21 protein-coding genes are annotated in these 21030 nt (G+C 65.5%); 5 read left to right on the forward strand and 16 right to left on the reverse strand.

Features of this window, described 5'->3' with window-relative positions; all coding sequences use genetic code 11:
- The first annotated feature begins 19 nt into the window (after nt 1-19).
- The 3 genes from U4Y88_RS23180 to U4Y88_RS23190 all read left to right on the forward strand — a co-directional run bounded on the left by U4Y88_RS23180 (nt 20) and on the right by U4Y88_RS23190 (nt 3037).
- Nucleotides 20-1321: an MFS transporter gene (locus U4Y88_RS23180; RefSeq protein WP_321786669.1), complete on the forward strand. Its 1302-nt coding sequence runs from the start codon at nt 20-22 to the stop codon at nt 1319-1321.
- Between the two features lie 45 nt (nt 1322-1366).
- Nucleotides 1367-2095 carry an SDR family NAD(P)-dependent oxidoreductase gene (locus U4Y88_RS23185; RefSeq protein ID WP_321786671.1) on the forward strand — a complete coding sequence of 243 codons (729 nt, stop codon included), beginning with the start codon at nt 1367-1369 and terminating at the stop codon, nt 2093-2095.
- A 114-nt stretch (nt 2096-2209) separates the two neighbouring features.
- Complete coding sequence (locus U4Y88_RS23190) at nt 2210-3037, forward strand: IclR family transcriptional regulator (RefSeq protein WP_321786673.1); 828 nt, start codon at nt 2210-2212, stop codon at nt 3035-3037.
- Between the two features lie 122 nt (nt 3038-3159).
- Here the strand turns inward: U4Y88_RS23190 and U4Y88_RS23195 are convergent, their stop codons facing one another.
- The 5 genes from U4Y88_RS23195 to U4Y88_RS23215 all read right to left on the reverse strand — a co-directional run bounded on the left by U4Y88_RS23195 (nt 3160) and on the right by U4Y88_RS23215 (nt 8771).
- Complete coding sequence (locus U4Y88_RS23195; protein ID WP_321786675.1) at nt 3160-4500, reverse strand: MFS transporter; 1341 nt, start codon at nt 4498-4500, stop codon at nt 3160-3162.
- Nucleotides 4501-4615: 115 nt separating this feature from the next.
- Nucleotides 4616-5575, reverse strand: coding sequence for a sugar kinase (locus U4Y88_RS23200; protein ID WP_321786677.1), 960 nt, complete (start codon nt 5573-5575; stop codon nt 4616-4618).
- Complete coding sequence (locus U4Y88_RS23205) at nt 5562-6212, reverse strand: RraA family protein (protein ID WP_224011561.1); 651 nt, start codon at nt 6210-6212, stop codon at nt 5562-5564. Before U4Y88_RS23205 ends, U4Y88_RS23200 begins: the two co-directional genes overlap by 14 nt.
- 121 nt (nt 6213-6333) lie before the next feature.
- The gene (locus tag U4Y88_RS23210) at nt 6334-7338 is read right to left on the reverse strand and encodes a C-terminal binding protein (RefSeq protein ID WP_321786679.1); all 1005 of its coding nucleotides are present in this window, start codon (nt 7336-7338) and stop codon (nt 6334-6336) included.
- 161 nt (nt 7339-7499) lie between these two features.
- Nucleotides 7500-8771, reverse strand: coding sequence for an L-dopachrome tautomerase-related protein (locus tag U4Y88_RS23215; RefSeq protein WP_321786681.1), 1272 nt, complete (start codon nt 8769-8771; stop codon nt 7500-7502).
- Between the two features lie 257 nt (nt 8772-9028).
- On the opposite strand from U4Y88_RS23215, the gene U4Y88_RS23220 reads away from it, so the two are divergent.
- Complete coding sequence (locus U4Y88_RS23220) at nt 9029-9775, forward strand: GntR family transcriptional regulator (RefSeq protein WP_321786683.1); 747 nt, start codon at nt 9029-9031, stop codon at nt 9773-9775.
- A 201-nt stretch (nt 9776-9976) separates the two neighbouring features.
- On the opposite strand, the gene U4Y88_RS23225 is transcribed toward U4Y88_RS23220, so the two are convergent.
- The 11 genes from U4Y88_RS23225 to U4Y88_RS23275 all read right to left on the reverse strand — a co-directional run bounded on the left by U4Y88_RS23225 (nt 9977) and on the right by U4Y88_RS23275 (nt 19610).
- Complete coding sequence (locus U4Y88_RS23225; RefSeq protein ID WP_321786685.1) at nt 9977-10954, reverse strand: type II secretion system F family protein; 978 nt, start codon at nt 10952-10954, stop codon at nt 9977-9979.
- A gap of 81 nt (nt 10955-11035) precedes the next feature.
- Complete coding sequence (locus U4Y88_RS23230; RefSeq protein ID WP_224011556.1) at nt 11036-12004, reverse strand: type II secretion system F family protein; 969 nt, start codon at nt 12002-12004, stop codon at nt 11036-11038.
- Nucleotides 12005-12041: 37 nt separating this feature from the next.
- Nucleotides 12042-13466, reverse strand: coding sequence for a CpaF family protein (locus tag U4Y88_RS23235; protein ID WP_224011555.1), 1425 nt, complete (start codon nt 13464-13466; stop codon nt 12042-12044).
- Nucleotides 13467-13478: 12 nt separating this feature from the next.
- A complete protein-coding gene (locus tag U4Y88_RS23240; RefSeq protein ID WP_321786687.1) occupies nt 13479-14687 on the reverse strand; it encodes an AAA family ATPase in 1209 nt (402 codons plus the stop codon).
- A 131-nt stretch (nt 14688-14818) separates the two neighbouring features.
- On the reverse strand, nt 14819-15115 hold the full coding sequence (locus U4Y88_RS23245) for a hypothetical protein (protein ID WP_224011553.1): 297 nt from the start codon (nt 15113-15115) through the stop codon (nt 14819-14821).
- A gap of 20 nt (nt 15116-15135) precedes the next feature.
- Nucleotides 15136-17022: a type II and III secretion system protein family protein gene (locus tag U4Y88_RS23250; RefSeq protein ID WP_415774487.1), complete on the reverse strand. Its 1887-nt coding sequence runs from the start codon at nt 17020-17022 to the stop codon at nt 15136-15138.
- Between the two features lie 199 nt (nt 17023-17221).
- The gene (cpaB, locus tag U4Y88_RS23255) at nt 17222-18067 is read right to left on the reverse strand and encodes a Flp pilus assembly protein CpaB (protein ID WP_224011552.1); all 846 of its coding nucleotides are present in this window, start codon (nt 18065-18067) and stop codon (nt 17222-17224) included.
- A gap of 96 nt (nt 18068-18163) precedes the next feature.
- Entirely contained in the window at nt 18164-18706 is a 543-nt protein-coding gene (locus tag U4Y88_RS23260; protein ID WP_224011551.1) for a prepilin peptidase, read from the reverse strand.
- A 200-nt stretch (nt 18707-18906) separates the two neighbouring features.
- A complete protein-coding gene (locus U4Y88_RS23265; protein WP_310630913.1) occupies nt 18907-19086 on the reverse strand; it encodes a Flp family type IVb pilin in 180 nt (59 codons plus the stop codon).
- Between the two features lie 83 nt (nt 19087-19169).
- Nucleotides 19170-19349 carry a Flp family type IVb pilin gene (locus U4Y88_RS23270; protein ID WP_310630912.1) on the reverse strand — a complete coding sequence of 60 codons (180 nt, stop codon included), beginning with the start codon at nt 19347-19349 and terminating at the stop codon, nt 19170-19172.
- Nucleotides 19350-19430: 81 nt separating this feature from the next.
- The gene (locus U4Y88_RS23275; RefSeq protein ID WP_321786689.1) at nt 19431-19610 is read right to left on the reverse strand and encodes a Flp family type IVb pilin; all 180 of its coding nucleotides are present in this window, start codon (nt 19608-19610) and stop codon (nt 19431-19433) included.
- Between the two features lie 803 nt (nt 19611-20413).
- On the opposite strand from U4Y88_RS23275, the gene U4Y88_RS23280 reads away from it, so the two are divergent.
- Entirely contained in the window at nt 20414-21004 is a 591-nt protein-coding gene (locus U4Y88_RS23280) for a TadE family protein (protein WP_321786691.1), read from the forward strand.
- The last annotated feature ends 26 nt before the right edge of the window (nt 21005-21030 follow it).

Consider the following 21030-nt stretch of genomic DNA (forward strand, 5'->3'; position numbering starts at 1 on the left):
AATTTTCAGGAGACGAGCCATGCCGACCAAATCGCCCCGGCTCAAACGCATTCAGACGGTCGCCGTCGCTTTTCTCACGGTGGCCGGCATCGTCAATTATCTCGACCGCAGCACGCTGTCGATCGCCAATCATTCGGTCGCGCAGGAGTTGCATCTGAACGCGTCGGAAATGGGGCTGCTGCTCTCGGCGTTTTCGCTCGCGTATGCGTTCGCGCAATTGCCGGTAGGCGCGCTGCTCGACCGCTTCGGCTCGCGCGTGATGCTCGGGCTCGGCATGCTGGTCTGGTCGGTCGCGCAGGTCGCGGGCGGTTTCATCCAGACGCTCAATCACTTCCTCGTCGCGCGCGTCGTGCTCGGCGTAGCCGAAGCGCCGCTCTTTCCGGCGGGCGCAAAAGTGATCCATGAATGGTTCGCCGTGCGCGAGCGAGGCGGCCCAACCGGCACGTTCATTTCCTCCTCGACGATTGCGCCGATGATCGCGCCGCCGCTGCTCACGGTGCTGATGCTCTCGTTCGGCTGGCGTCCGATGTTCGTCATCATGGGCGTGCTCGGCGTGCTGGTGTCGATCGGCTGGTACGCGGTCTATCGCAACCGCGATCAGGTCGCGCTGAGCGCCGACGAAACCGCATGGCTCGAAGACGGCGCGAAAGAGCCGCCGCGCGCGAAGGGCATCAGCTTCGCCGAATGGGGCATGCTGCTCAAACTGCGCAACACGTGGGGCATGATTTTCGGCTTCATGGGCGTGATCTACATGGTCTGGCTTTACCTCACGTGGCTGCCGGGCTATCTGGAGAAGGAGCGCCATCTGAGCATCGCGCACACGGGCTGGCTCGTGGCGATTCCCTATGTGTTCGGCACCATCGGCATGGCGGGCAGCGGTTTTATCGCCGATTACCTGCTCAAGCGCGGCGTCGCGCCGATCCGCAGCCGCAAGTGGCCCGTGTGCATCGGGCTGATCGGCGCCGCCGCGTTCACGGTGCCCGCTGCCTACACGCCGAGCACGGCGCTCGCCATCACCTACGTTTCGCTCGCGATGTTCTTTGTGAATCTCGCCAGCGGCAGCGCATGGGCGCTCGTGAGCATCGCCGCGCCGCGTCATCTGGTGGCGTCGCTCGGCAGCATGCAGAACTTCGGCGGCTATCTCGGCGGCTCGTTCGCGCCGGTCATCACGGGCATCGTGGTCGATCAGACGCATTCGTTCGTCAACGCGCTGCTCATTAGCGCGGCGATCGCGTTCGCCGCGGCCTTCGTCTATCTCTTCGTCGTGAAGGAAGTGAAACCCGACGAAGCGACGCACGCCGCCGCCGCGCAAACCACCTGATTTCAGCACTTTTCTCGAACAGACAAACACAGAGCGAACATCATCATGACATTCCAGGCCAATCTTCTCGAAGGCAAAGTCGCGCTCGTTACGGGCGGCTTCTCCGGCATCGGCGCGGCCATCGCGAACCGCCTCGCGCAACTCGGCGCACGCACGGTCGCGGCCGGTCTGCCGCCGCCGGCCGGCACGCCCGACGCGCTCGACGCCGCCGTGCAGCGCGCCACGCTCGATGTGCGCTCCTCCGACGACGTCACCGCGTTGATCGGCCAATGCGACCGGCTCGACATCGTCGTGAATTGCGCGGGCGTGATCAGCCGCGTGGAGGAGCACGAGATCGAGGTGTTCGAGCGCGTGCTCGATATCAATCTGAACGGCACGATGCGCGTGTGTTCGAGCGCGCGCGAGTTGCTGCGCGCGTCGTCGGGCTGCATCGTCAATACGGCGTCGATGCTGAGCTTTTTCGGCGGCGGGCTCGTGCCTGCCTATAGCGCGAGCAAGGGCGGCGTGGCGCAGCTCACGCGCTCGCTCGCGATTGCCTACGCCGCGGATGCGATTCGCGTGAACGCCATCGCGCCCGGCTGGATCGCGACGCCGCTCACGCAGGCCTTGCAGGACGACAGCAGCCGCTCACAAGGCATTCTCGAACGCACGCCGATGAAGCGCTGGGGGCTGCCCGAGGAAGTGGCGAACGTGACGGCGTTTCTGTGCTCGCCGGCCGCTTCGTTCATGACGGGCGCGATCGTACCGATCGACGGCGGCTATCTCTGCGCCTGAATGCCGTGTGCCCCGTCTCGCGTGCCCAGCGCGGATTTTCGCCCGCCGGGTTTGCGGGCATAATGGCGCGACCCGCGGCCTGGCCGCCTGTTCAATTTGCCCGCCCGCTTGCCGATGTCGAACGCCGATAAGTCCGCCCTGCCCGCATCATCCGCATCGCCCTCGTCCGCCACGGCGGTCGCGGGCGCCGCCGCGTTCTCGAAGTTCATCGCCGTCCTGCAACTGATCGCCGACGCCGACACGCCGCCCAACGTCGCGAAGCTCGCGGCGGCGAGCGGCTATCCGCGTCCGACCGTGCATCGCATCGTCGCGGCCTTGCAGGCCGAGGGGCTGGTCGTGGCGCATGGCGGCGGCAATACCTTCGGGCTCGGTGCGCGCCTCGTCAATCTCGCGAGCCGCGCCTGGGAACGCTCCGATCTGCGCATTGCGGCCGTCGACGCGCTCATGGAACTGCGCAACGTCACCTCGGAAACCGTGCATCTCGCGGTGCCGAGCGACGGCGAAATGGTCTACATCGAGAAGCTCGAAAGCCCGCACGCGGTGCGCATGGCCTCGCGCATCGGCACGCGCGTCTCACTCACGTCGAGTTCGGTCGGCAAGGCCTGGCTCGCGACGCTCAGCGCCGCCGAGCGCGAGCCGCTGCTCGAACGCGCGCCGCGTAAGCGCTTCACCGAACACACGATGACCGATCTCGATGCGATCCGCCGCGAGATCGAGCTGACGGCGCAACTCGGCTACGCGGAAGACCGCGAGGAAAACGAGCCGTCGATCTGGTGCTACGGCGCGGCGATTCTGGGCGCGGACGGACGCGCCGCGGGCTGCATCAGCATCAGCATGCCGATGTTCCGCCGCGAGGCCGACGCGCAACGCCACTATATCGAGCCGCTGCTCGCGGCCTGCCGCACGATTGCCGCGCGGCTCGGGCCGGTTGCGGCGCGCTGAAGTTTAGAAAGCACGCCGCGCGCGATTCACATACCGAACGGTATTCCGATACCGATCAATCAAGCTGAAGAAATGGGCCGCGCCGCCGTCACCAACACGGCGGCGCGACTATCGCCGAAACGTCAATGACCGCGCGAAGGGTGATGGGCGTGCGTGTCGAGTTGGCCGTCGAAGGCGTCCGCCTCGTCGCTGCCCGAAGGACCGCGCGCGCACAGGCCGATAACACCCGCGAGCAACGCCGCGACGGCGAGCATGGCGAGGCCGTATCCATAACCCGAGGTCGTCGCGCGCACATAGCCGATCACATACGGCCCGGCGAATCCGCCGAGATTGCCGATCGAATTCGCGAGCGCGATGCCCGCAGCGGCAGCCGTGCCCGAAAGAAACGTAGTGGGCAGCGCCCAGAACGCGGGCAGCGCGCCATAGCCGCCGACGGCCGCGAGCACGAGTCCCGCGATCACCACGAGCGGCTGGCTGGACGACGCCGCGAGCGCGAGCCCCACTGCCGCGACCGTACACGCGCAGGCGAGATCGATGCGATATTTGCCGCGCCGGTCGGCGAGGCGTCCCCACACCAGCATCGTGATCGCGCCCACCACGAACGGAATCGCGTTCACGGGACCGACCCAATGTTCGGCCAGGCCGAGCGACTTCATGATCTGCGGCTGCCAGAGCACGAGACCGTTATTGGCCGTCACGATCAGGAAGTAGATCAGGCCGAGCAGCAGCACGTGCGGATTCGCGAGCGTCTGGCCGAGCGTGAGCTTGTGCTTGCGTGCGCGTTCGGCGGCTTCGGTGCGGATCTGCGTATCGAGCCAGTCGCGCTCGTCGGCGTCGAGCCAGCGCGCCTTGGACGGCGCATCGCTGAGATAGCGCAGCGTGATGAAGCCCATCACCACCGAGGGCAGCCCTTCGAGAATGAACAGCCATTGCCAGCCCGCCATGCCGAGCAGGCCATCCATGCGCAGAATGAAACCGGAGACGATCGAGCCGAGCGCCGTCGAGACCGGATTCGCGAGCATGAACAGTCCGATGATCTGCGCACGATAACGCGACGGAAACCAGAACGTCAGATAGAGAATCACGCCAGGAAAGAAGCCCGCTTCGGCCGCGCCCAGCACGAAACGCAGTGTCATGAAGCTGGCCGGTCCCTTGACGAGCGCACCGCACGCCGAGACGATGCCCCACGTGATCATGATGCGCGCGAGCCAGATCCGCGCGCCGGTTTTCGCGAGCGCGAGATTGCTTGGCACTTCGAACAGAAAATAGCCGATAAAGAAAATGCCCGCGCCCCAGCCGAACAGCGACGCGGTCAAGCCCAGATCGCGGTTCATCGTGAGCGCGGCGAAGCCGACGTTCACGCGGTCGAGGAACGCGAAGAAATACAGCAGGATCAGAAACGGCATCAGGCGCCGCGTGACCTTGCTCATGGTGCGCTTTTCGAGCGCGATATCGGTGTTCATGGGTGTCTCCTCACCTCTGTCCAGCTTGTGACGCTGCTTTATTCGTTGACGAATTCGTGAATGGCGCGCGCCACGTTGCGCGGCACGCGCCGGTCATGCGCCGATCAGGATCGGATCAGCTTCCAAGCTTCGCGGCGATGGCGTCCGGGCGCGGAATCGGCGCGACGGCACCGAAGCCTTGCGTCGACAGCGCCGCCGCCGCGTTGGCGTAGCGCGCCGCGTCCTCGGGCGTGTCGCCGGCCGCGAGACGCGCGACGAACGCACCATCGAAACAATCGCCCGCGCCCGTTGCATCGACGACATTCACGGCATGTCCCGCGATGCGCGTGCGCTGTGCGCCGCGCGCCACCAGCACGCCGTCGCCGCCCAGCTTCAGGCAGACCACGCGCACGCCGAGCGCCAGATAGTGCGCGACGATCGCTTCAGGATCGTTCAGACCCGTGAGCGTTTGCGCGTCTTCGAGGCTCGGCAGCATGTAGTCGACTTCGCGCGCCGTCGCTTCGATCACCGCGCGCGCCCGCGTCAGCGGCCAGAGCTTGAGGCGCACGTTCGGGTCGTAGCAGATCGACGCGCCCGCGCGACGTGCGATCGCCATCGCTTCGAACACCGCGTCGCAGGCGCTCGCGCTGATGGCTTGCGAAATGCCCGAGACGTGCAGAAAGCGCGTGCCCGCCAGCAGTTCGCGCGGCAGCGTTTGCGGCGACATGCGGCTCGCCGCCGAATCCTTGCGCAGATAGCTGAACGCATGGCCGCTCGTATCGTGCGTCACGAAATAGACGCCCGTATGCGACTGCGCATCGCGCTCGACGCCCTGCACGTCCACGCCTTCTTCGCGCCACAGATCGAGAAACAGCTTGCCGAACGCATCGTCGCCGAGGCGCGTGACGTAGCCGACGCTCGCGCCCTGGCGCGCCGCCGCCACGCAGAAGTTCGACGTGTCGCCGCCGAAGCCTTGCAAAAACTGCCGCGCGTCGTCGGAGGCCGACTGGTTGAACTCGATCATCGGCTCGCCGAGCGCGAGGATCGCAGGCACGGCAGCGGACGCGGCGGCGGACTTCACGTCAGATGCGGCCATATTTCGCGAGTCCCTTGCGCAGCGACTTTTCGCCGATGATCAGGCGCGCCTGCTCCAGTTCGCGCGCGTCGATCTCCTCGGACATCTTGAGCACGGCTTCGGCATGCTCGCGCGGCACGACCACCACGCCATCGATATCGGCCACGATAATGTCGCCCGGATTCACTTTCACGCCGCCGCATTCCACTTCGATATTGGCGGCGAGCGTCGTGAATCGGCCCACCGTCGTGCCCGGCGAAACCGAGCGCGAATAGACCGGGAAATCGTAGTCGCGGCGGATCTCCGTGATATCGCGCACGCCGCCGTCGAGAATCGCGCCCGCGTGGCGATTCGCCACCGCGCCCGCCGTCATCAGGCCGCCCCACACGGCCACGTTCTGCTCGCCATAGATGCCGATCACGATCACGCTGCCTTCCGGCGATTCGTCGATGGCGTCGAGCGCGTGCTGCGGCGGGACCTTTTCATGCGTGGGCGCTTCGAGAATCGTCACGGCCGGACCGACGATCTTGCGTTCGTTGATGCGCGGCTTGATCGTCTGATCCATAAAGCCGCGACGGCCCGCGATCAGGTCCACCGCGTCGGCCACCGATGCCGTCGCCACTTTTTCGAATCCGCTGATGAGCGCTTGCAGTTCCATAAACTTCACTCCTTGTTCCATGCTTTCGATAGCATGACTAATCAATCGAACAACCGCCGCGCCCGAACATCGTGCGCCGCCGTCTGCCTTCGTTATGCGCGAATGCGCCAGCCGTGTGCGCTTAAACCGCGCTCCACGGATTCACCCAATGTTTCGGCTGATCGCCGCCGAGCACGCGCGCCACTTCCTGCGCGGCCTTGGTCTGCAGTTCCGCCACCGAGTCTTCCGAATACCAGCCGGTGTGATCGGAGAGCACCGCGTTTTCGCACTTGAATAGCGGATGATCGGCGCGCGGCGGCTCGTTCTCGAACACGTCGAGGCCCGCGCCGAAAATCGCGCCGCGTTGCAGCGCATCGATCAGCGCTGCTTCGTCGATCAGGCCGCCGCGCGCCGTATTCACGAGGATCGTGGTCGGCTTCATGCGCGCGAGACGCGCGGCGTTGATGAGCTTGCGCGTATCCGGCGTGAGCGGCGAATGCAGCGAGATGTAATCGCTTTCGGCGCAGAGCGTGTCGAGATCCACGCACTCGACGCCCGGCGTTTTGGCGGGATCGAGAAACGGGTCATAGACCAGCACGCGCGCCACGCCCATGCCGCGCATCTTGCGCTCGAACGCGCGCGCGATGCGCCCATAACCGACGAGCCCGAGCGTGCGTCCGGCGATGCGGTACATCTTCTGCTCGCGCGAGACATTCCACGCGCCTTCGCGTACCGCGATGTCACGGCGCACCGTGTAACGCGCGACCGCCATCAGCAGCGCGAGCGCCTGATCGCTGACTTCTTCCACGCCGTAATCGGGCACGTTCGCCACGTAAATGCGCTTGTCGCGCGCAGCATCGAGATCGACGTTATCGACGCCGATGCCATAACGTACGATCGCGCGGCAACGCTGCATCGCCGCGATCGCGGCCGCATTCACAGGCGATTCGCGCACCAGCAGCGCGTCGGCGTCGGCGGCCACTTCGCGCACGCGCGCGGCGTCGCCGTGGCACGGCAATACCACCACATCGGCATTCACGGCCGCCAGAATCCGCTGCTCCGTTTCATACGAACCGTAGCCATCGTCGATCACGACCACGCGTTTGCGCGGCGCGCCGCGATCCGCTTCGAGACTTCTGCTTTCCACCCTTGCCTGCCTCCACGACTGCGCGCGATCGAGCTGGATTGCAACCCGAACGCGCGCGAGTTTGCCTGGGCGCGCGCGACCGGAAACTCCGGCCGCGCGGCCCGCGTTACTGCATTCACTGCGATTGCGTTATGGCTTTCTTGCGCGCTTTATTGCGCGCCTCATTGCGCGCTATAACTGCGTCCATGCGCCTGCACCTTCCAGATGCGGAAGTTCGGCACGGCGGGATGATCGAAATCCATCGCGTTATCGACCCACAGATTCAGATGGCCCGCGACCACATAGAGATTGCCGTCCGGGCCCCAGCTCAGCGTGTCGGGCCAGACCATCTCGGGATGGATCACGTAGGTCGAAATTTTGCCGGTCTTCGCGTCGCGATACATGAGGCCGTTCATTTCGAGCGCCGTCATGTAGAGATTGCCCGCGCGGTCGGCGATCATGCCGTCGGTGTTCGAAGGCAGCGTGGCGACACGCTTGACCGAGGTGCGCAGCGCCGACTCGCTGGTGCTGAAATCGCGCAGCAGCGCGGTATCGAGCGAATACAGCGTGTGGCCGGACAGATTGGTCCAGTAGAGCGTTTTCTTGTCGCCCGAAAGCGCGATGCCGTCCGCGCCCGTGCGCATCGGCGTCTTGCTCAGCACGTTCTGGTTGTCGATACGGAACTGGAAGCCCGCTTCGTCCGTCGTGAAGACGGTCTGGTCGAGCACGCGGCGCGCGCGATTGTGCTTGCGGTCGTAGACGATCAGGCCGCCGTGCAGGTGATCGCAGAAAATGCCCGAGTCGGTGATATAGGCGAAGTCGCGGTCGTTATCGACCACCACGTCGTTGAGGAACGAGCATTTTTTATCGGAGTCGGCGTCGCTGAAGGTGTAGCTCTGCAATTCGCGATTCGTCTTGAGATCCCAGAGCACGAGCTTTTCCGCGCCCGGCGCCGAAGGCTGGCCCGCAATATGGCCTTGATCGAGAATCCACATCACGTCGTTGCGGTCGATCTCGAAGCCGAGCACCGATTGCAGCGCCTGCGGGTCGCCCACCTTGTTCATCGCGAGGCTCGGGAACGGCTGCAAGACCCACTGGCCGTCTTTCTTCACGAGCTTCGAGAGCGTGGCCGGCACCTCGGAGCCGCCCCAGCGCGCCGTGCTCACATACATATTGCCCTTCGAATCGAGCTTCACGCCTTGCAGCAGGACCTTCTTGTAGGTCTGATTCGCGTCGTAGGCCTGCTCGGCTTTCGCGTCGCCGAGGTCGTAGGGCAAGCGGTTCCATTGAGCCACCACTTCGAGCTTCGGCACCGCCGGTTCACCCTGCGCGCCTTGCCCGTCCGACGCGGCTTGCACGCCCGCGGCCGTCATCATCGCCGCGCCCGCCAGCAGCGCGCTCATCCAGCGGCGCTTTGTAAAAAGCCCCGACGCTTTCTTGTCGATCTCCTGCATGAAGCCTCTCCTCCGGTCTGTCTTTCTCGTTTGACTTCTTCGTTTGCCGTGCGCGCTTCGAACTGAACTCAAGCCGAACCCAGTCCGATCTCGCCGCCGACAACTGATATCTTAGATTGCAGATCTCAATACGACAAGGGGGCGTGCTATATTTCGGATCATTGAGGCGCCGCGCGGGATTTCGCGGAGCGCGCCGCCCACGTCCCCGTCACGGCACCGGCGCACCAGCCGCCGGTCCTTACGCCCACTGGCTGACCATGAGTATCGAAAAACTGGGGGAACGCCCGAAGTCCCTCACGTCTATTGCGAAAGAAAGCATCCGTCGCGCGATCGTCGACGGTCATCTGGCGTTTGGCAGCCAGCTCTCCGAGAACGTGCTCGCCGGGCAGCTCGGCGTGAGCAAGACGCCCGTGCGCGAGGCGCTCGTGCAGTTGAAGCTCGAAGGGCTTGTGGAAGTGCAGCCGCAATCGGGCACCTATGTGTTCCAGCCGACCGTGGAGCAGGTGCGCGAGATTTGCCGCTTTCGCGAGATCGTCGAGTCGTCGGCGCTGGAACTGGCGATGAAGGCCGATAGCGCCGCGCTCGCCGACGCGCTGTCGCAAGCGCTCATGCCCGCGAACAACGCGAGCGACGCGCACGAAACGAACAACGCGAGCGGCACGCACGACGGACGCGCGCGCGATCACGACGCCGCCTTTCATGGCGCGATCGTCGCTGCATGTGGGAACGCGTATTTGCAGCAGGCGTATCAACTCGTCGCTGACAAGATTCACGCGCTGCGCGCGCGTCTGTCGGTCGCCGACGAAACCGTCGATTCCTGCCAGGACACCCATGCGCACATCATGGAACTCGTGCGCGAGGGCAATGTGAAGAAGGCGTGCACGGAGTTGCGCACGCATATTCGCAGCACCGAGCATTCGTATATCCGCGCCAGCCAGGGCCCGACGCCCGCGCCCGCCGATGCGCCGCAAGCGGCCCTGCATCACGCGATTGCGGGCCGTTGATCACTGCTTGTCTCTTGCTTGTCTCTGCTTTTTACTGCTGATCAAACCGCCTCACGCATCTTCAGCGCTGCGTGGCGGCCTGTCCAATCCGTATTGCTGATCTGCCCTATCACCGGGTCTGATAACAGAAAAAGGTGCCGGCGCCGCGCGTCCTGATCGCGCGAAAGCCGGCACAAGGGCACACTCTCATTCCTCTTACGCTCAGCCTCCCCCGAGGCTAGGCGACAGCGCGCGGAAGATGTGGATGAACGCCGGTCCCATCAGCACGGCAAGCAGCGTGGGAAAGATGCAGAACATCAGCGGAAACAGCAGCTTCAGCGCGATCTTCGCGGCCGTTTCCTCGGCGCGCATGCGCCGCCGCGTGCGCAGCGTATCGGACAGCACGCGCAAGGACGTGCCGATGCTGGTGCCGAAGCGCTCGGCCTGAATCAGCATGGTCGCGAAGCCGTCGATGTCCTCCACGCCGGTACGCATCGCGAAGTTGCGCAGCGCCTGCTCCTTCGAAAATCCCGAGCGCAATTCGAGCAGCAGCAGATCGAGTTCGTCGGCGACCACCGGGCTGCGCAGGCGGATTTCCTCGGCCACTTTCATCATCGCCGCGTCGAGCCCGAGACCGGCTTCCACGCACACGGTCATCAGATCGATCGCATCGGGAAAGTCCTCGAAGATCTGCCGGCGGCGGCGCGAGGCGCGATGCCTGAGCACGAGTCCCGGCAGGTAATAGCCAATGCCCGCGAAGGCGACGAGCGCGAGCGGCAGCACCGCCGTGTTCGGACGCAGCGTCGTGCCGACGAGCGTGAGCGAGGCCGCCAGCGGAAGCGCGAGCGCGAGTGCCGTGCGCATGCCGAGAAAGACCGCGACCGCGCCCGGCGAGCGCCAGCCCGCGTTCATGAGGCGCACGCGCAGCGCCGAAACGTCGCCGCCCTGGCCGGGTGCGGAGAGCTTCGAGAGCGGCGCGGACATCTGCGCGAAGCGCTCGACCCACACCGGCTTGTCGTTGCCCGCGTCGAGCTCGCCAGGCTCGATCCGCTGACCGGCCGTGCGCGCCCCGGCCGCCTGCTCCGCGCGCCGCCGCAAGGTGCGCGGCATGAGGGCGTAGAGCGCGCTCAAGGTGAGCACGAACACGCCGCCGAACAGGCCGATCAACACGGCCCACTGCTTCAGATCCAGCGTCTGCATGATTTCCCCCGTCCGTCTATTCGTTATCGATGTTGCCGATCTTGTCGATGCCGTCGATGTGCGTGATCCGGCGCGCCGCGCTCACACGCGGATGCGTACGATCCGGCGAATCCAGAAGGCCCCGCAGATCATCGAGATCACAATGCCGTCGAGCAGCCGGATGCCGACCGGGTCGGTCCAGAACGGATCGAGAAAGTCGGGGTTGACGACGCTGATGATCGCCGCCGAGCCGATCGGCAACATGCCGAGCACCCACGCCGAAAGCTTCCCTTCCGCCGACAGCACGCGCACCTTGTCGAACAGCTTGAAGCGCTCGCGGACCAGCCACGCGATGCTGTCGAACAGTTCGGCGAGATTGCCGCCGGTCTCGCGCTGGATCAGCACCGCGATCACGAGGTAGCGCAGATCGCGCACCGGCATGCGATTCGCGAGGCCGCACAGCGCGTCGTTCAGCGAAATGCCGTAGTTGATCTCGTCGAAGGTGGTGCGGAATTCGCCGCCTGCGGGCTCGGGAAACTCGGTGCCCGCCATGTCGATCGCGCTGGAAAACGCATGGCCTGCGCGCAGCGCGCGTCCGAGCATGTCGCAGATCTCGGGCAATTGCCGCTCGAAATGACGCAGCCGGCGCAAGCGGTGGTGGCGCACGTAGAGCACCGGCAGCAGCGCAGCCGCCAGCGCCCCGCTCAACGCCGCCACCAGCGGCAGGTTCGCGAGCGACGCGCCCGCCAGCACGGCGAGCCCGAACCCGGAACAGGTCGCGCACAGACGGCCGAGCGACCAGGGCAGGCCCGACTGCATCAGCCACGCGTCGAGCGAGTGCAACCAGGGCAGCGCGCGCGCGAGCGGCGTGGCCGCGCCGAGCCGCCGCGCCTTGAGGATCGAGAGCGCCTCGCTGCGCGACTTGCTGCCCACCGTCAGCGATTCGAGGCGCGCCGCGAGCCGTTTCGCCGCCGCGCCATGGCGGCCGTTCCACCAGACCCAGGCGGTCTGGCAGCTCATGACCACCGCGACGAACAGCAGCACGGCGGCGGTGAGGAAGGTCGTGTTCATATCGTCTCCTTGAGGACGCTGAGGGCGCTGAGCGCGCTCACGCCACGTCGAAACGGCGGCCCGGATCGAACACCGTGTCGGGCAGATTCACCCCGAACGCGGCGAGCCGGTCGCCAAAGTGCGGGCGCACGCCGCTCGCGCAGAAGTGGCCGCGAATATTGCCCGCCGCGTCGATGCCGGAGCGCTTGAACGTGAAGATCTCCTGCATGTTCACGACGTCGCCTTCCATGCCGGTGATTTCCGAAATGCTCATGATGCGGCGGCGTCCATCGGTCAGACGCGCGACCTGCACGATCACCGAAATCGCCGAGGCGATCTGCTGACGCATCGTGCGCGGCGGCAGCGAGAGCCCGCCGAGGCTGATCATGTTTTCCAGACGCGTGAGCGCGTCGCGCGGCGTGTTCGCGTGGATCGTCGCGAGCGAGCCTTCATGGCCGGTGTTCATCGCGTTGAGCATGTCGAGCGCTTCCTCGCCGCGCACTTCGCCGAGGATGATGCGGTCGGGCCGCATGCGCAGCGCGTTGCGCACGAGCGAGCGTTGCGTGATCTCGCCGCGTCCCTCGATGTTGGGCGGACGCGTTTCGAGCCGCAGCACGTGGGTCTGGCGCAGTTGCAGTTCGGCGGCGTCCTCGATCGTGACGATGCGTTCGTCGTCGGGAATGAAGGCCGACAGCACATTGAGCAGCGTGGTCTTGCCGCTGCCCGTGCCGCCCGAGACGAGGATGTTGATCTTCGCGCGCGCGAGCCCGTTGAGCACCTCGGCCATCGGCGGCGTGAGCGTTTGCAGCGCGACCAGATCTTCGATCAGGAGCGGCTTCACGGCGAAGCGGCGGATCGAGACGAGCGGACCGTCGACCGCGAGCGGCGGAATGATCGCGTTCACGCGCGAGCCGTCGGGCAGACGCGCGTCGACCATCGGGCTCGATTCGTCGATCCGGCGGCCCACGCGCGAGACGATCTTTTCGATCACCTTCATCAGATGGGCGTCGTCGTAGAACGTGACGTCGGTGAGTTCGAGCCGGCCCTTGCGCTCGACATAGGTCTGATGCGCGGTGTTCACGAGAATGTCCGACACGCCCGGATCGCGCAGCAGCACCTCGATCGGGCCGAAGCCGAACATCTCGTCGTAGACGTCGATGGCGAGCTGGCGGCGTTCGAGATCGCTGGCGGGCGCCTTCTGTTCTTCGAGCAGGCGCGCGATCAGCGTGGCGATCTCCTGGCGGATCTGGTCCTGCGGCATGCGCGTGAGGCGTTCGAGTTCGACGCGGTCGAGCACCGCCTGATGCATCTCGTACTTGAGCTTGCGATAGGCGTCCGACTTGATCGAGGCCGCCGCCGCAGCCGCCGCGGCAGCCGCAGCCGTCGAGCTGGCCGATGCACTGGCGCCACCCGCGCCCGTTTTCGCCGATTCGGCGAGCGCCGGTTCGATGCGCTGGGAAAAAATCTGGTCACGTAGCGACATGGCGTGTCTCCGTTAAAGGGTGCCGAGCTTCGGCGCGCCCTGGCGTCCGACGAAGCGTGCGAGCATCGACTCGCGCTTGACGCGCCCGCCGCCGTTGGCGCGCTGCGGCGTGACGATGTCGGCGGCGAGCGTTTGCAGGCTGCGCGTCACGGCGCTGCTGCGCGCGGCTTCGGCGATCGGCACGCCGTGGTTGATGGCTTCGCCGACCGCGCGGGCGTCGTCGGCGATCGTGAGTTGCGGCTTGATGCCGAGCACGCCGGGCGCGGCCTCGCGCGCGGCGTCGTCGTGGCGCGTGAGGCGGTTGAGCACGAGGTGCAGGCTGTCCTGCGCGTAACCGAGCGCGTGCAGGATGTCGAGCAGGCGCCGCCCCGCGCGCAGATGCGGCATGCTCGCCTGCAGCACCACATGAATCTCGCTGCTGCGGTCGAGCGCGAGCATCGACACGGGATTGATGCTCGGCCCCAGATCGAGGATCACGAAGTCATAGCGCGGCATCGCCACGCCGAGAATCCATTCGAGCCGTTCCGCGCGGATCTCGGCCGCCTTCACCGGATCGCCCGCGCCCGCCAGAATGTCGAAGTGCGGGCCGGCGTGCGTGACGCTCGCCTCGAAGAACGCCACGTCCATGCGGTCGACCTGGGCGCTCAGTTGTTCGAGCGTCGAGGGCGGCGCTTCGCCGGTCACGAGAAACGCGGCATCGCCGTAAAGCTGGTTCAGATCGATCAGCAGCGCGCGGCGCTGATGCGTGCTCGCGATCATGTGCGCGACGTTGGCCGCGATGAAGCTCGCGCCCACGCCGCCCTTGCACGAGACGAAGGAAATCACGCGCGTCGATTGCACGGCCGCCGCGCTGCGCTGCTCGCCCGCGCGTTGCAGCGCGTCGCCGATCGCGCGGCGCTCCGGCTCGCCCGTGATGACGTCGCGAAAGCCCGCGCGCATCGCCGCGATCAGCGCCTCGGGCGAGGCTTCGGGAATCAGCAGGATGCAGGTCAGGCGGTCGTGGCGGCGCGTGAGATCCGCCACGGCGGCGAGGTCGGCGTCGTGCAGCGTGGGCGCATCGACGATCAGCACGTCGAAGGCGTCGAGCGTATCGGCGCGGCCCGCGAGTTGGCCGGGGCGCACCGCCGCGCGCGTCGTGCGGTACGCGCCGCACTCGGCGACCAGCCGCACGAGGCTGCTCAGGCGCGCTTCGTCCGTCGAGGTAATGAGTAAGTCGATCATGATCGTGTGGCTCCGCTAAAGACCGCGTTCACGCGGCCCGTCACTTGATCGCGCTTGCCGCGCGGCCGCAGCGTCGATCGCTGCTGGCAGGCCGCGCGGCTCGCCGCTTCGTGAGTCGCTGACGGGTTGGGTCAGTGACTCGTGCCGCTCGTCACGCCCATCGTGAAGGCGTTGTCGGACGTGGGCGGCTTCTCGTACGACTCGGTGTAGCGCTTGATCGAGGCCGCTGCGGCCTTGCCGTCGATGCCCGGCGACACGTCGACGTGCTGCGCCGCGTCCGGGTCGATGATCTGCGCGTGCATGGACGTGCGGACCGCTTCGCCGAAATGCGCTTCCCAGATCGGCGAGCTGGTCATGCAGCCGCCGAGCGCGGCGCTCGCCACCGTCATCGCCAGCAGGCGGCCGATGTGTGCATAAAGTGTGTTCATGGCGTTCCCCTTTCCCCGGATCACTGTGCGCCGGCGGCGTGCGCCGCGTCGGCAGGTTCGTCGTGTCCCGCACCGGTGGCCGATGCGAGTCGCCGCGTTGGCTCGCCGCTGTTCGCCGCGTCGGGCGCGGCGGCCGTGGGCGCGGGCGGTGCGGTGGGCGTCGCGGCGGGCGGCGTGGCAGGCGCGGCGGCCGTCGGCCCGGTCGGTGCAGCAGGCGTCGCGGGTGCGGCGGGCGCGGCGGGCACCGGAGCAGGCAACTGAGCGGGCGTTTGCGGCGCGGGCAACGGGTTGTCGTTCTGCGGAGCCGTGCCAGGTGCAGCAGGCGTAGCAGGCGCAGCGGCGGGCGGCGGCGCGAAGCGTCCCGTGTTGCGCGCGGCGCGGCCTTCCATGTTGCCGGTGGCGTAGACGTCGGCTTCGTTAGGCTGCGTGAAGCTGTCGGTCGGCATCGGCAGTTGCGCGAGCGACTTCACGGGCTTCACCAGATGCGGCGTGATGATGAAGACCAGTTCCGTGCGGTCCTGCTGGAACGACGTGCTGCGCAGCAGCGCCCCGAGCACCGGAATCTCGCCGAGTCCCGGCAGCGCCTTGAGCGAGCCCGTCACGTTGTTGCGGATCAGGCCGCCGATCGCGAACGACTCGCCATCGGCCATCTGCACCGTGGTCGAAGCGCGCCGCGTCGTGATGAGCGGCAGGATGGTCTGGCCGCTCACGTTGGCCGCCGTGAGCGTCACGCCCGTGGGCGAAAGCTCCGAGACTTCCGGCGCGACGCGCAGATTGATGTGGCCGTTGCTCAGCACCGTGGGCGTGAACTTGAGCCCCACGCCGAACTCCTGCTCCTGCAGCGTGATCGCCGTCGCGCCCGAACCCGAGCTTTGCGGCACCGGGATGAACACTTCGCCGCCCGCGAGGAAGGTGGCTTCCTGGCCGCTGATGGTGACGAGATTCGGCTCGGCGAGAATCTTCACGAGCTGGTCGGTCTTTTGCGCGTCGATGGCGAACTTGAGCGGCAGATTGTTTGCCTTCGAGAAGCCCAGTGCGCTCGACGCCCCCGCGAGCAGATTGCTCACGAGCGCGCCTTGCCATGAGCCGAAGCCCCCCTGGATGTTGACGGCCGAACCGAGCTGGTCGAGCAGCGTCTTGTCCACTTCGGCCACTTTCACTTCCAGCATCACCTGCTGCGGCGTATCGACGGAGAGCATGTTGAGCACGCCGCCGTTGGCCTTCTGATTGCTGCTGCCCTCCTTGCTCACGCCGAACGCGCGGGCGATCTCCACAGCCTGCGCCGCCGCCTGCGCGCTCGACACCCGGCCCGCGAGCACGAGATTGTCGGCGGCCGTCGACACGCGGATGTCGCGTTCCTCCGGCATCAGCTGGCCGAGCGCCGCTTGCAGGCCGCCCGCATCCGCGCTGACGATCACGTCGATCACCTGGCACGCACCGCTGCGTCCCTGCACGATCATGTTGGTGGTGCCCACCGACTGGCCGACGAGATAGAGCGTCTGCGGCGAGACCATGGTGGCCTGCGCGATCTCGGGGTTGCCGAGCGTGCGGTTGCGCACCGGTTCATCGACCGGCACCAGCACCGACTTGCCGAGCGGCACCACGACGTTGCGCTCCGAATGGACTGCGCCGACGCAGCTCGGCCCGCGCAGCGGTCCCGCTACGGCCTTCGGCGCACCGGCCGCCGGCGTCGGCGCCATGCTGATGGTCATCTGCATCGGTCCCTTGCCCGTCGGCGCGGGCGCGGTGAGCGCGCCCTTCGAGAGCACCGCGCCTTCCGCGAGTTCCTGGGTCACGCCGGGCGTGCTCGCGAGCAGTCCCGAACAGACCATCAAGGCCGTGGCCGCGAGCGCCGGACGGCGGTCTCGCCCTTGCGCCGAAGCGGCGCGCTTGCTTTGCTTGTTCATGGCTTAACACCCCGTATCGAATCTTGTGGATCGCCGGGCGCCTTGCGGCGCTCGCGTCTGTCTGCCTCGTGCGACTTGTGCTGCGTTGCCGTGGTCGCGGCGCGCTGCGTTGTCTGTTGCCCGATTACTGCCTGTTTAAATCGTTAGTACTACTGCCATCCATTGCCGAAGCCGTTCCGTCCAGGCGAGCGGCTGCCCCTTAAAAACACTCCTGACTGCCGGTCACGCCCGAGAGCACGCCGATGCAATCGCGCTTGACCTCCTGACGCGCGACGTACTTCACGTGCACGGGCTTCGGTGCGGGCGCGGGAGCCTGAACCGGCGCGGGCGCCTTTTCGTCGAGCAGCGTCTGCTTGGTCGCGCCGCCGGTGCTGCCGCTGTCGCGGTCCACCTGATTGCGCAGCACGAGCGACAAGGTGCCGACGCTGCGTGCGAGATCGAGCTTTTCGGCCTGTTCGGGCGTCACTTCGAGCGTCACCGCGTTGACCACCTTCGGCGCCGTGTCGTCGCGATTGACCTGCTGCGCGACGGCCAGCACGAGAATCTTTTCGAGCACGATCTTCGAAATGCTTTCCTGGTTGTCGGCGCGTTTGGTGGCGCCATCGGCCTGTTGCGTGTTCACGATCACGTCGACGTAATTGCCCGGCAGCGCGAAGCCCGCGACACCCACCACATCGTTGACGCGCACCGTGATCGCACGACGACCGGCTCCGATCACCGCCGACAAACCGCCCTTGGTGCCGATCGGCGCGAGCTTCGCTTCGAGCACGGGTTCGCCGTGCGTGAGACCGACGCGCACCACGCGGCCGTCGAGCGACTTCGGCGTGGTGAACGCGCCGGGCGGCACGCTGTCGCGCGGCCAGTTGACGGTGCGCACCATCGCTTCGTTGATGGGCTCGCCGAGATTGATGTCGTTGGCGGCGACCGCGACGGGCACGGTCGAGCCCGACGATGTCTGCACGAGCCAGCGCGACGCGAACACCACGGCGGCGAGGCCGGCCAGCATGGCGATCGCCAGCATGGCAAGAGCACGGCTGTTTTTCATGACTTCCTCCGTCAAAAACGCGTCGTCCGGCAGGGGGCCTCGCGCCGCTTGCACACGGTCCGTCCAGGCTGGCCGGACCCGATGACTGATGACTGGTTACTGAATGGATTGGTAGAGCACGATGAGCGTGCCGGCGGCAATCGCTCCCGCATAGGGAATCGTGCCGACCGAGCCGCCCGGCAGATGCTCGAGCGAGCCGCGTCCGCGTGAGCCGTGCAGCATGTCGCCGAACAGCCAGACGACGTTCGTGCACAGCGTGCGCAGCCGCCCTCGGACGATGACGATGGCGAGCGCCCAGGCGCCGCCGATCAGCCCGGCGAACAGCGCGACGCCGAGCGTGGCGTCCGCGCCGAGCCAGCCGCCCACGAGCATGAGCAGCTTGACGTCGCCGGCCGCCATGCCGCCGAGCAGATACACCGGAAAAAGGAGCGCGAAACCCGTGAGCACGCCGGCGAGCCAGTGAAGGCCGCCTGCCTGTGCGCCGTGGAGCCAGAGCTGCGCCGCGAGCGAGGCGACAAGGCCGGCCGCGATGAGCAGATTCGGCACACGCCGTGCCGTGAGGTCCGTGCTGGCCGCGAAGATGACCGACAAGGTCACGCCAAGCGGTATCGGCTGTGCCGAAAGATGCGCGATGATCATGATGTACCCCGTTACGATTTTTGTTGTTCGAGCTATTTTTTAAGCTCTTTTCAATCTGTTATGCCCCCGATCACAGCACCTGGTCTATGCGCGTGCAGCCTTGCGCGGTGCTGTATCTTCCGGCTGGTCGAGCGCCGGTCTTTTATTCGTTATCTGAAACCAGGTGGGCGCTCACGGCGCCCACCCGTGTCACGTCCCGGTCACTTCGTCGGCAGCGCGTTCGACATCTTGGTGAACGCGAGGTTGATCTGCGTGCCGAGCGTCGTGACGATCGTCACGATCACTGCCGCGATCAGCGCGACGATCATGCCGTACTCGACGGCCGTGGCGCCGCGTTCGTCCTTGATGAAACCCTTTGCCGTAGCGATAAGCTTGTTCATGATTTACCCCATTTGGTGTGGAATTTAATTCGTTATCCGAAGCTGGGTGGGTGCTCCCTGCCCCCACCCTTGTCACGTCCCGATCACTTCGTCGGCAGCGCGTTCGAGATCTTGGTGAACGCGAGGTTGATCTGCGTGCCGAGCGTCGTGACAATCGTCACGATCACTGCCGCGATCAGCGCGACGATCATCCCGTACTCGACGGCCGTTGCACCGCGTTCGTCCTTGATGAAACCCTTTGCCGTAGCGATAAGCTTTTTCATGATTAACCCCTTAGTGTGGAATGTAATTTGTTGCCCGAAACTGAGTGGATGCTCCCTGCCCCCACCCTTGTTACTTCTTCGTCACTTCGTCGGCAACGCGTTCGAGATCGCGGTGAACGCGAGGTTGATCTGCGTGCCGAGCGTCGTGACGACCGTCACGATCACTGCCGCGATCAACGCGACGATCATCCCGTACTCGACGGCCGTTGCGCCGCGCTCGTCCTGGATGAAGCCCTTTGCCGAGGCGATAAGTGCTTGCATGATTAACTCCCTGAGTTTGATTAATCCCCCCCGAGTTGCCTCAGGCATCCTGGTCGATCGCACTTCGTTTTTCATTGCGCCGCTCAGGTGATTCCGTTTTACGCGCCCCGCAATTCGTCTAATGTTGGCTTTCGCACGCTAATCGCGATTTACGGCAATAAACCGGGTTTTCCATTAATACCTGATTTCGTTTTAGCGCATTAATTGAAATTGAGATTGATTATCATCCAGAGATGCGACGGATAAACCGAAAATCTTCAGGGAATTCCCCAATCAATTCTTTCCGCGCACGGCCGATAACCGACCACGCTTATATTTGCTCAGGCAGCAATCCCAGTCTGCACGGGGGTTTCCGGGATCACAGGAAGGCCTGATGCAGCCGCTCCAGAAAAGCCTTTTTTCATGCAGTCGCCGTATAACCAGGTATATAGCGATCAACAAAAGTCAGGTTATTTTTTAGCGTTGACACAGAAAATTACCGTACAAACCCGCATAAAAACTCGCCGCCAATCCGTTTTACGTCAGAAGCGTTCGAAACGCTTAAAAAATAATGTGCCGATTAAAATATGACGACCGTTCTGAACGAACCGGATTATCTCGAAAAATAGAAGCGTTTCCATTAAACATTTTTTGAAGACCGCGCCACTCTCTGCGCGATTGGTTTGATTCCGCACGCAAGCCACTGGCAATTCGTAATAGATTTGCTCGGACTGACAGCCGTGCGCCCTCGGACCGGGCGGGCGACACCGACAAGCGGCAAGCCACGGCACGTGCTGACAGCCCTACAAGAAAGGAGACCAATCATGCACAAGTACATGAGTGCCGCGACTTCCAGCACGGTTGCGGGTCAGCGGGGGAATCGCAGCAACGGCGCAGGGCGCACACGCCTGGCACGTTCCGGGCCGCAGCGGCAACAACGGCAACGGGGGCAACGAGGGCAACGCGGCTCGGCGATCGTCGAATTCGCGCTCGTGCTGCCGCTGCTGCTGATCCTGCTGTTCGGCATCGTCGAGCTGGGCTTCGTGCTCTACGACAAGACGGTCATCACGAGCGCGAGCCGCGCGGCCGTGAGGCAAGGCGTGGCGTTCGGCGAAACCTCCACGGGCACGCCCTACTATATGGCCCCCGCCACGGTCAGCCAGATCGCCACGGGCGGCCTCACGACCATGCTGATCAACTTCAACACGTCGAATCAGCCCAGCGTCACGCTCTCGAGTTGCACGGCGGCGAACAGCTGCACGACGGGCGCGGGTTGCAGTGCGGGCAATTCGTTGACCGTGACCGTCAGCTACACGTTTCAGGGACTCTTGCTCGGCGCGGCGCTCAGCCCGTTTCCGGCCGCGTTCAACAACCTGCTCACGCTGACCTCGTCAACGATGATGAGTTGCGAATAACGGCGCGCAAGCCCGCACTAGAGGAG

This window comes from Paraburkholderia sp. J94 (assembly GCF_905220285.1).
In the GTDB taxonomy this organism is placed as follows: Bacteria; Pseudomonadota; Gammaproteobacteria; order Burkholderiales; family Burkholderiaceae; genus Paraburkholderia; species Paraburkholderia tropica_A.

What these genes read in the sequence shown, in the direction of transcription:
- U4Y88_RS23180 (WP_321786669.1), top strand. Translation starts at nt 20, where the DNA reads ATGCCGACCAAATCGCCCCGGCTCAAACGCATTCAGACGGTCGCCGTC.
- U4Y88_RS23185 (WP_321786671.1), top strand. Translation starts at nt 1,367, where the DNA reads ATGACATTCCAGGCCAATCTTCTCGAAGGCAAAGTCGCGCTCGTTACG.
- U4Y88_RS23190 (WP_321786673.1), top strand. Translation starts at nt 2,210, where the DNA reads ATGTCGAACGCCGATAAGTCCGCCCTGCCCGCATCATCCGCATCGCCC.
- U4Y88_RS23195 (WP_321786675.1), bottom strand. Translation starts at nt 4,500, where the DNA reads ATGAACACCGATATCGCGCTCGAAAAGCGCACCATGAGCAAGGTCACG.
- U4Y88_RS23200 (WP_321786677.1), bottom strand. Translation starts at nt 5,575, where the DNA reads ATGGCCGCATCTGACGTGAAGTCCGCCGCCGCGTCCGCTGCCGTGCCT.
- U4Y88_RS23205 (WP_224011561.1), bottom strand. Translation starts at nt 6,212, where the DNA reads ATGGAACTGCAAGCGCTCATCAGCGGATTCGAAAAAGTGGCGACGGCA.
- U4Y88_RS23215 (WP_321786681.1), bottom strand. Translation starts at nt 8,771, where the DNA reads ATGCAGGAGATCGACAAGAAAGCGTCGGGGCTTTTTACAAAGCGCCGC.
- U4Y88_RS23220 (WP_321786683.1), top strand. Translation starts at nt 9,029, where the DNA reads ATGAGTATCGAAAAACTGGGGGAACGCCCGAAGTCCCTCACGTCTATT.
- U4Y88_RS23225 (WP_321786685.1), bottom strand. Translation starts at nt 10,954, where the DNA reads ATGCAGACGCTGGATCTGAAGCAGTGGGCCGTGTTGATCGGCCTGTTC.
- U4Y88_RS23230 (WP_224011556.1), bottom strand. Translation starts at nt 12,004, where the DNA reads ATGAACACGACCTTCCTCACCGCCGCCGTGCTGCTGTTCGTCGCGGTG.
- U4Y88_RS23235 (WP_224011555.1), bottom strand. Translation starts at nt 13,466, where the DNA reads ATGTCGCTACGTGACCAGATTTTTTCCCAGCGCATCGAACCGGCGCTC.
- U4Y88_RS23240 (WP_321786687.1), bottom strand. Translation starts at nt 14,687, where the DNA reads ATGATCGACTTACTCATTACCTCGACGGACGAAGCGCGCCTGAGCAGC.
- U4Y88_RS23245 (WP_224011553.1), bottom strand. Translation starts at nt 15,115, where the DNA reads ATGAACACACTTTATGCACACATCGGCCGCCTGCTGGCGATGACGGTG.
- U4Y88_RS23250 (WP_415774487.1), bottom strand. Translation starts at nt 17,022, where the DNA reads ATGAACAAGCAAAGCAAGCGCGCCGCTTCGGCGCAAGGGCGAGACCGC.
- cpaB (WP_224011552.1), bottom strand. Translation starts at nt 18,067, where the DNA reads ATGAAAAACAGCCGTGCTCTTGCCATGCTGGCGATCGCCATGCTGGCC.
- U4Y88_RS23260 (WP_224011551.1), bottom strand. Translation starts at nt 18,706, where the DNA reads ATGATCATCGCGCATCTTTCGGCACAGCCGATACCGCTTGGCGTGACC.
- U4Y88_RS23265 (WP_310630913.1), bottom strand. Translation starts at nt 19,086, where the DNA reads ATGAACAAGCTTATCGCTACGGCAAAGGGTTTCATCAAGGACGAACGC.
- U4Y88_RS23270 (WP_310630912.1), bottom strand. Translation starts at nt 19,349, where the DNA reads ATGAAAAAGCTTATCGCTACGGCAAAGGGTTTCATCAAGGACGAACGC.
- U4Y88_RS23275 (WP_321786689.1), bottom strand. Translation starts at nt 19,610, where the DNA reads ATGCAAGCACTTATCGCCTCGGCAAAGGGCTTCATCCAGGACGAGCGC.
- U4Y88_RS23280 (WP_321786691.1), top strand. Translation starts at nt 20,414, where the DNA reads ATGCACAAGTACATGAGTGCCGCGACTTCCAGCACGGTTGCGGGTCAG.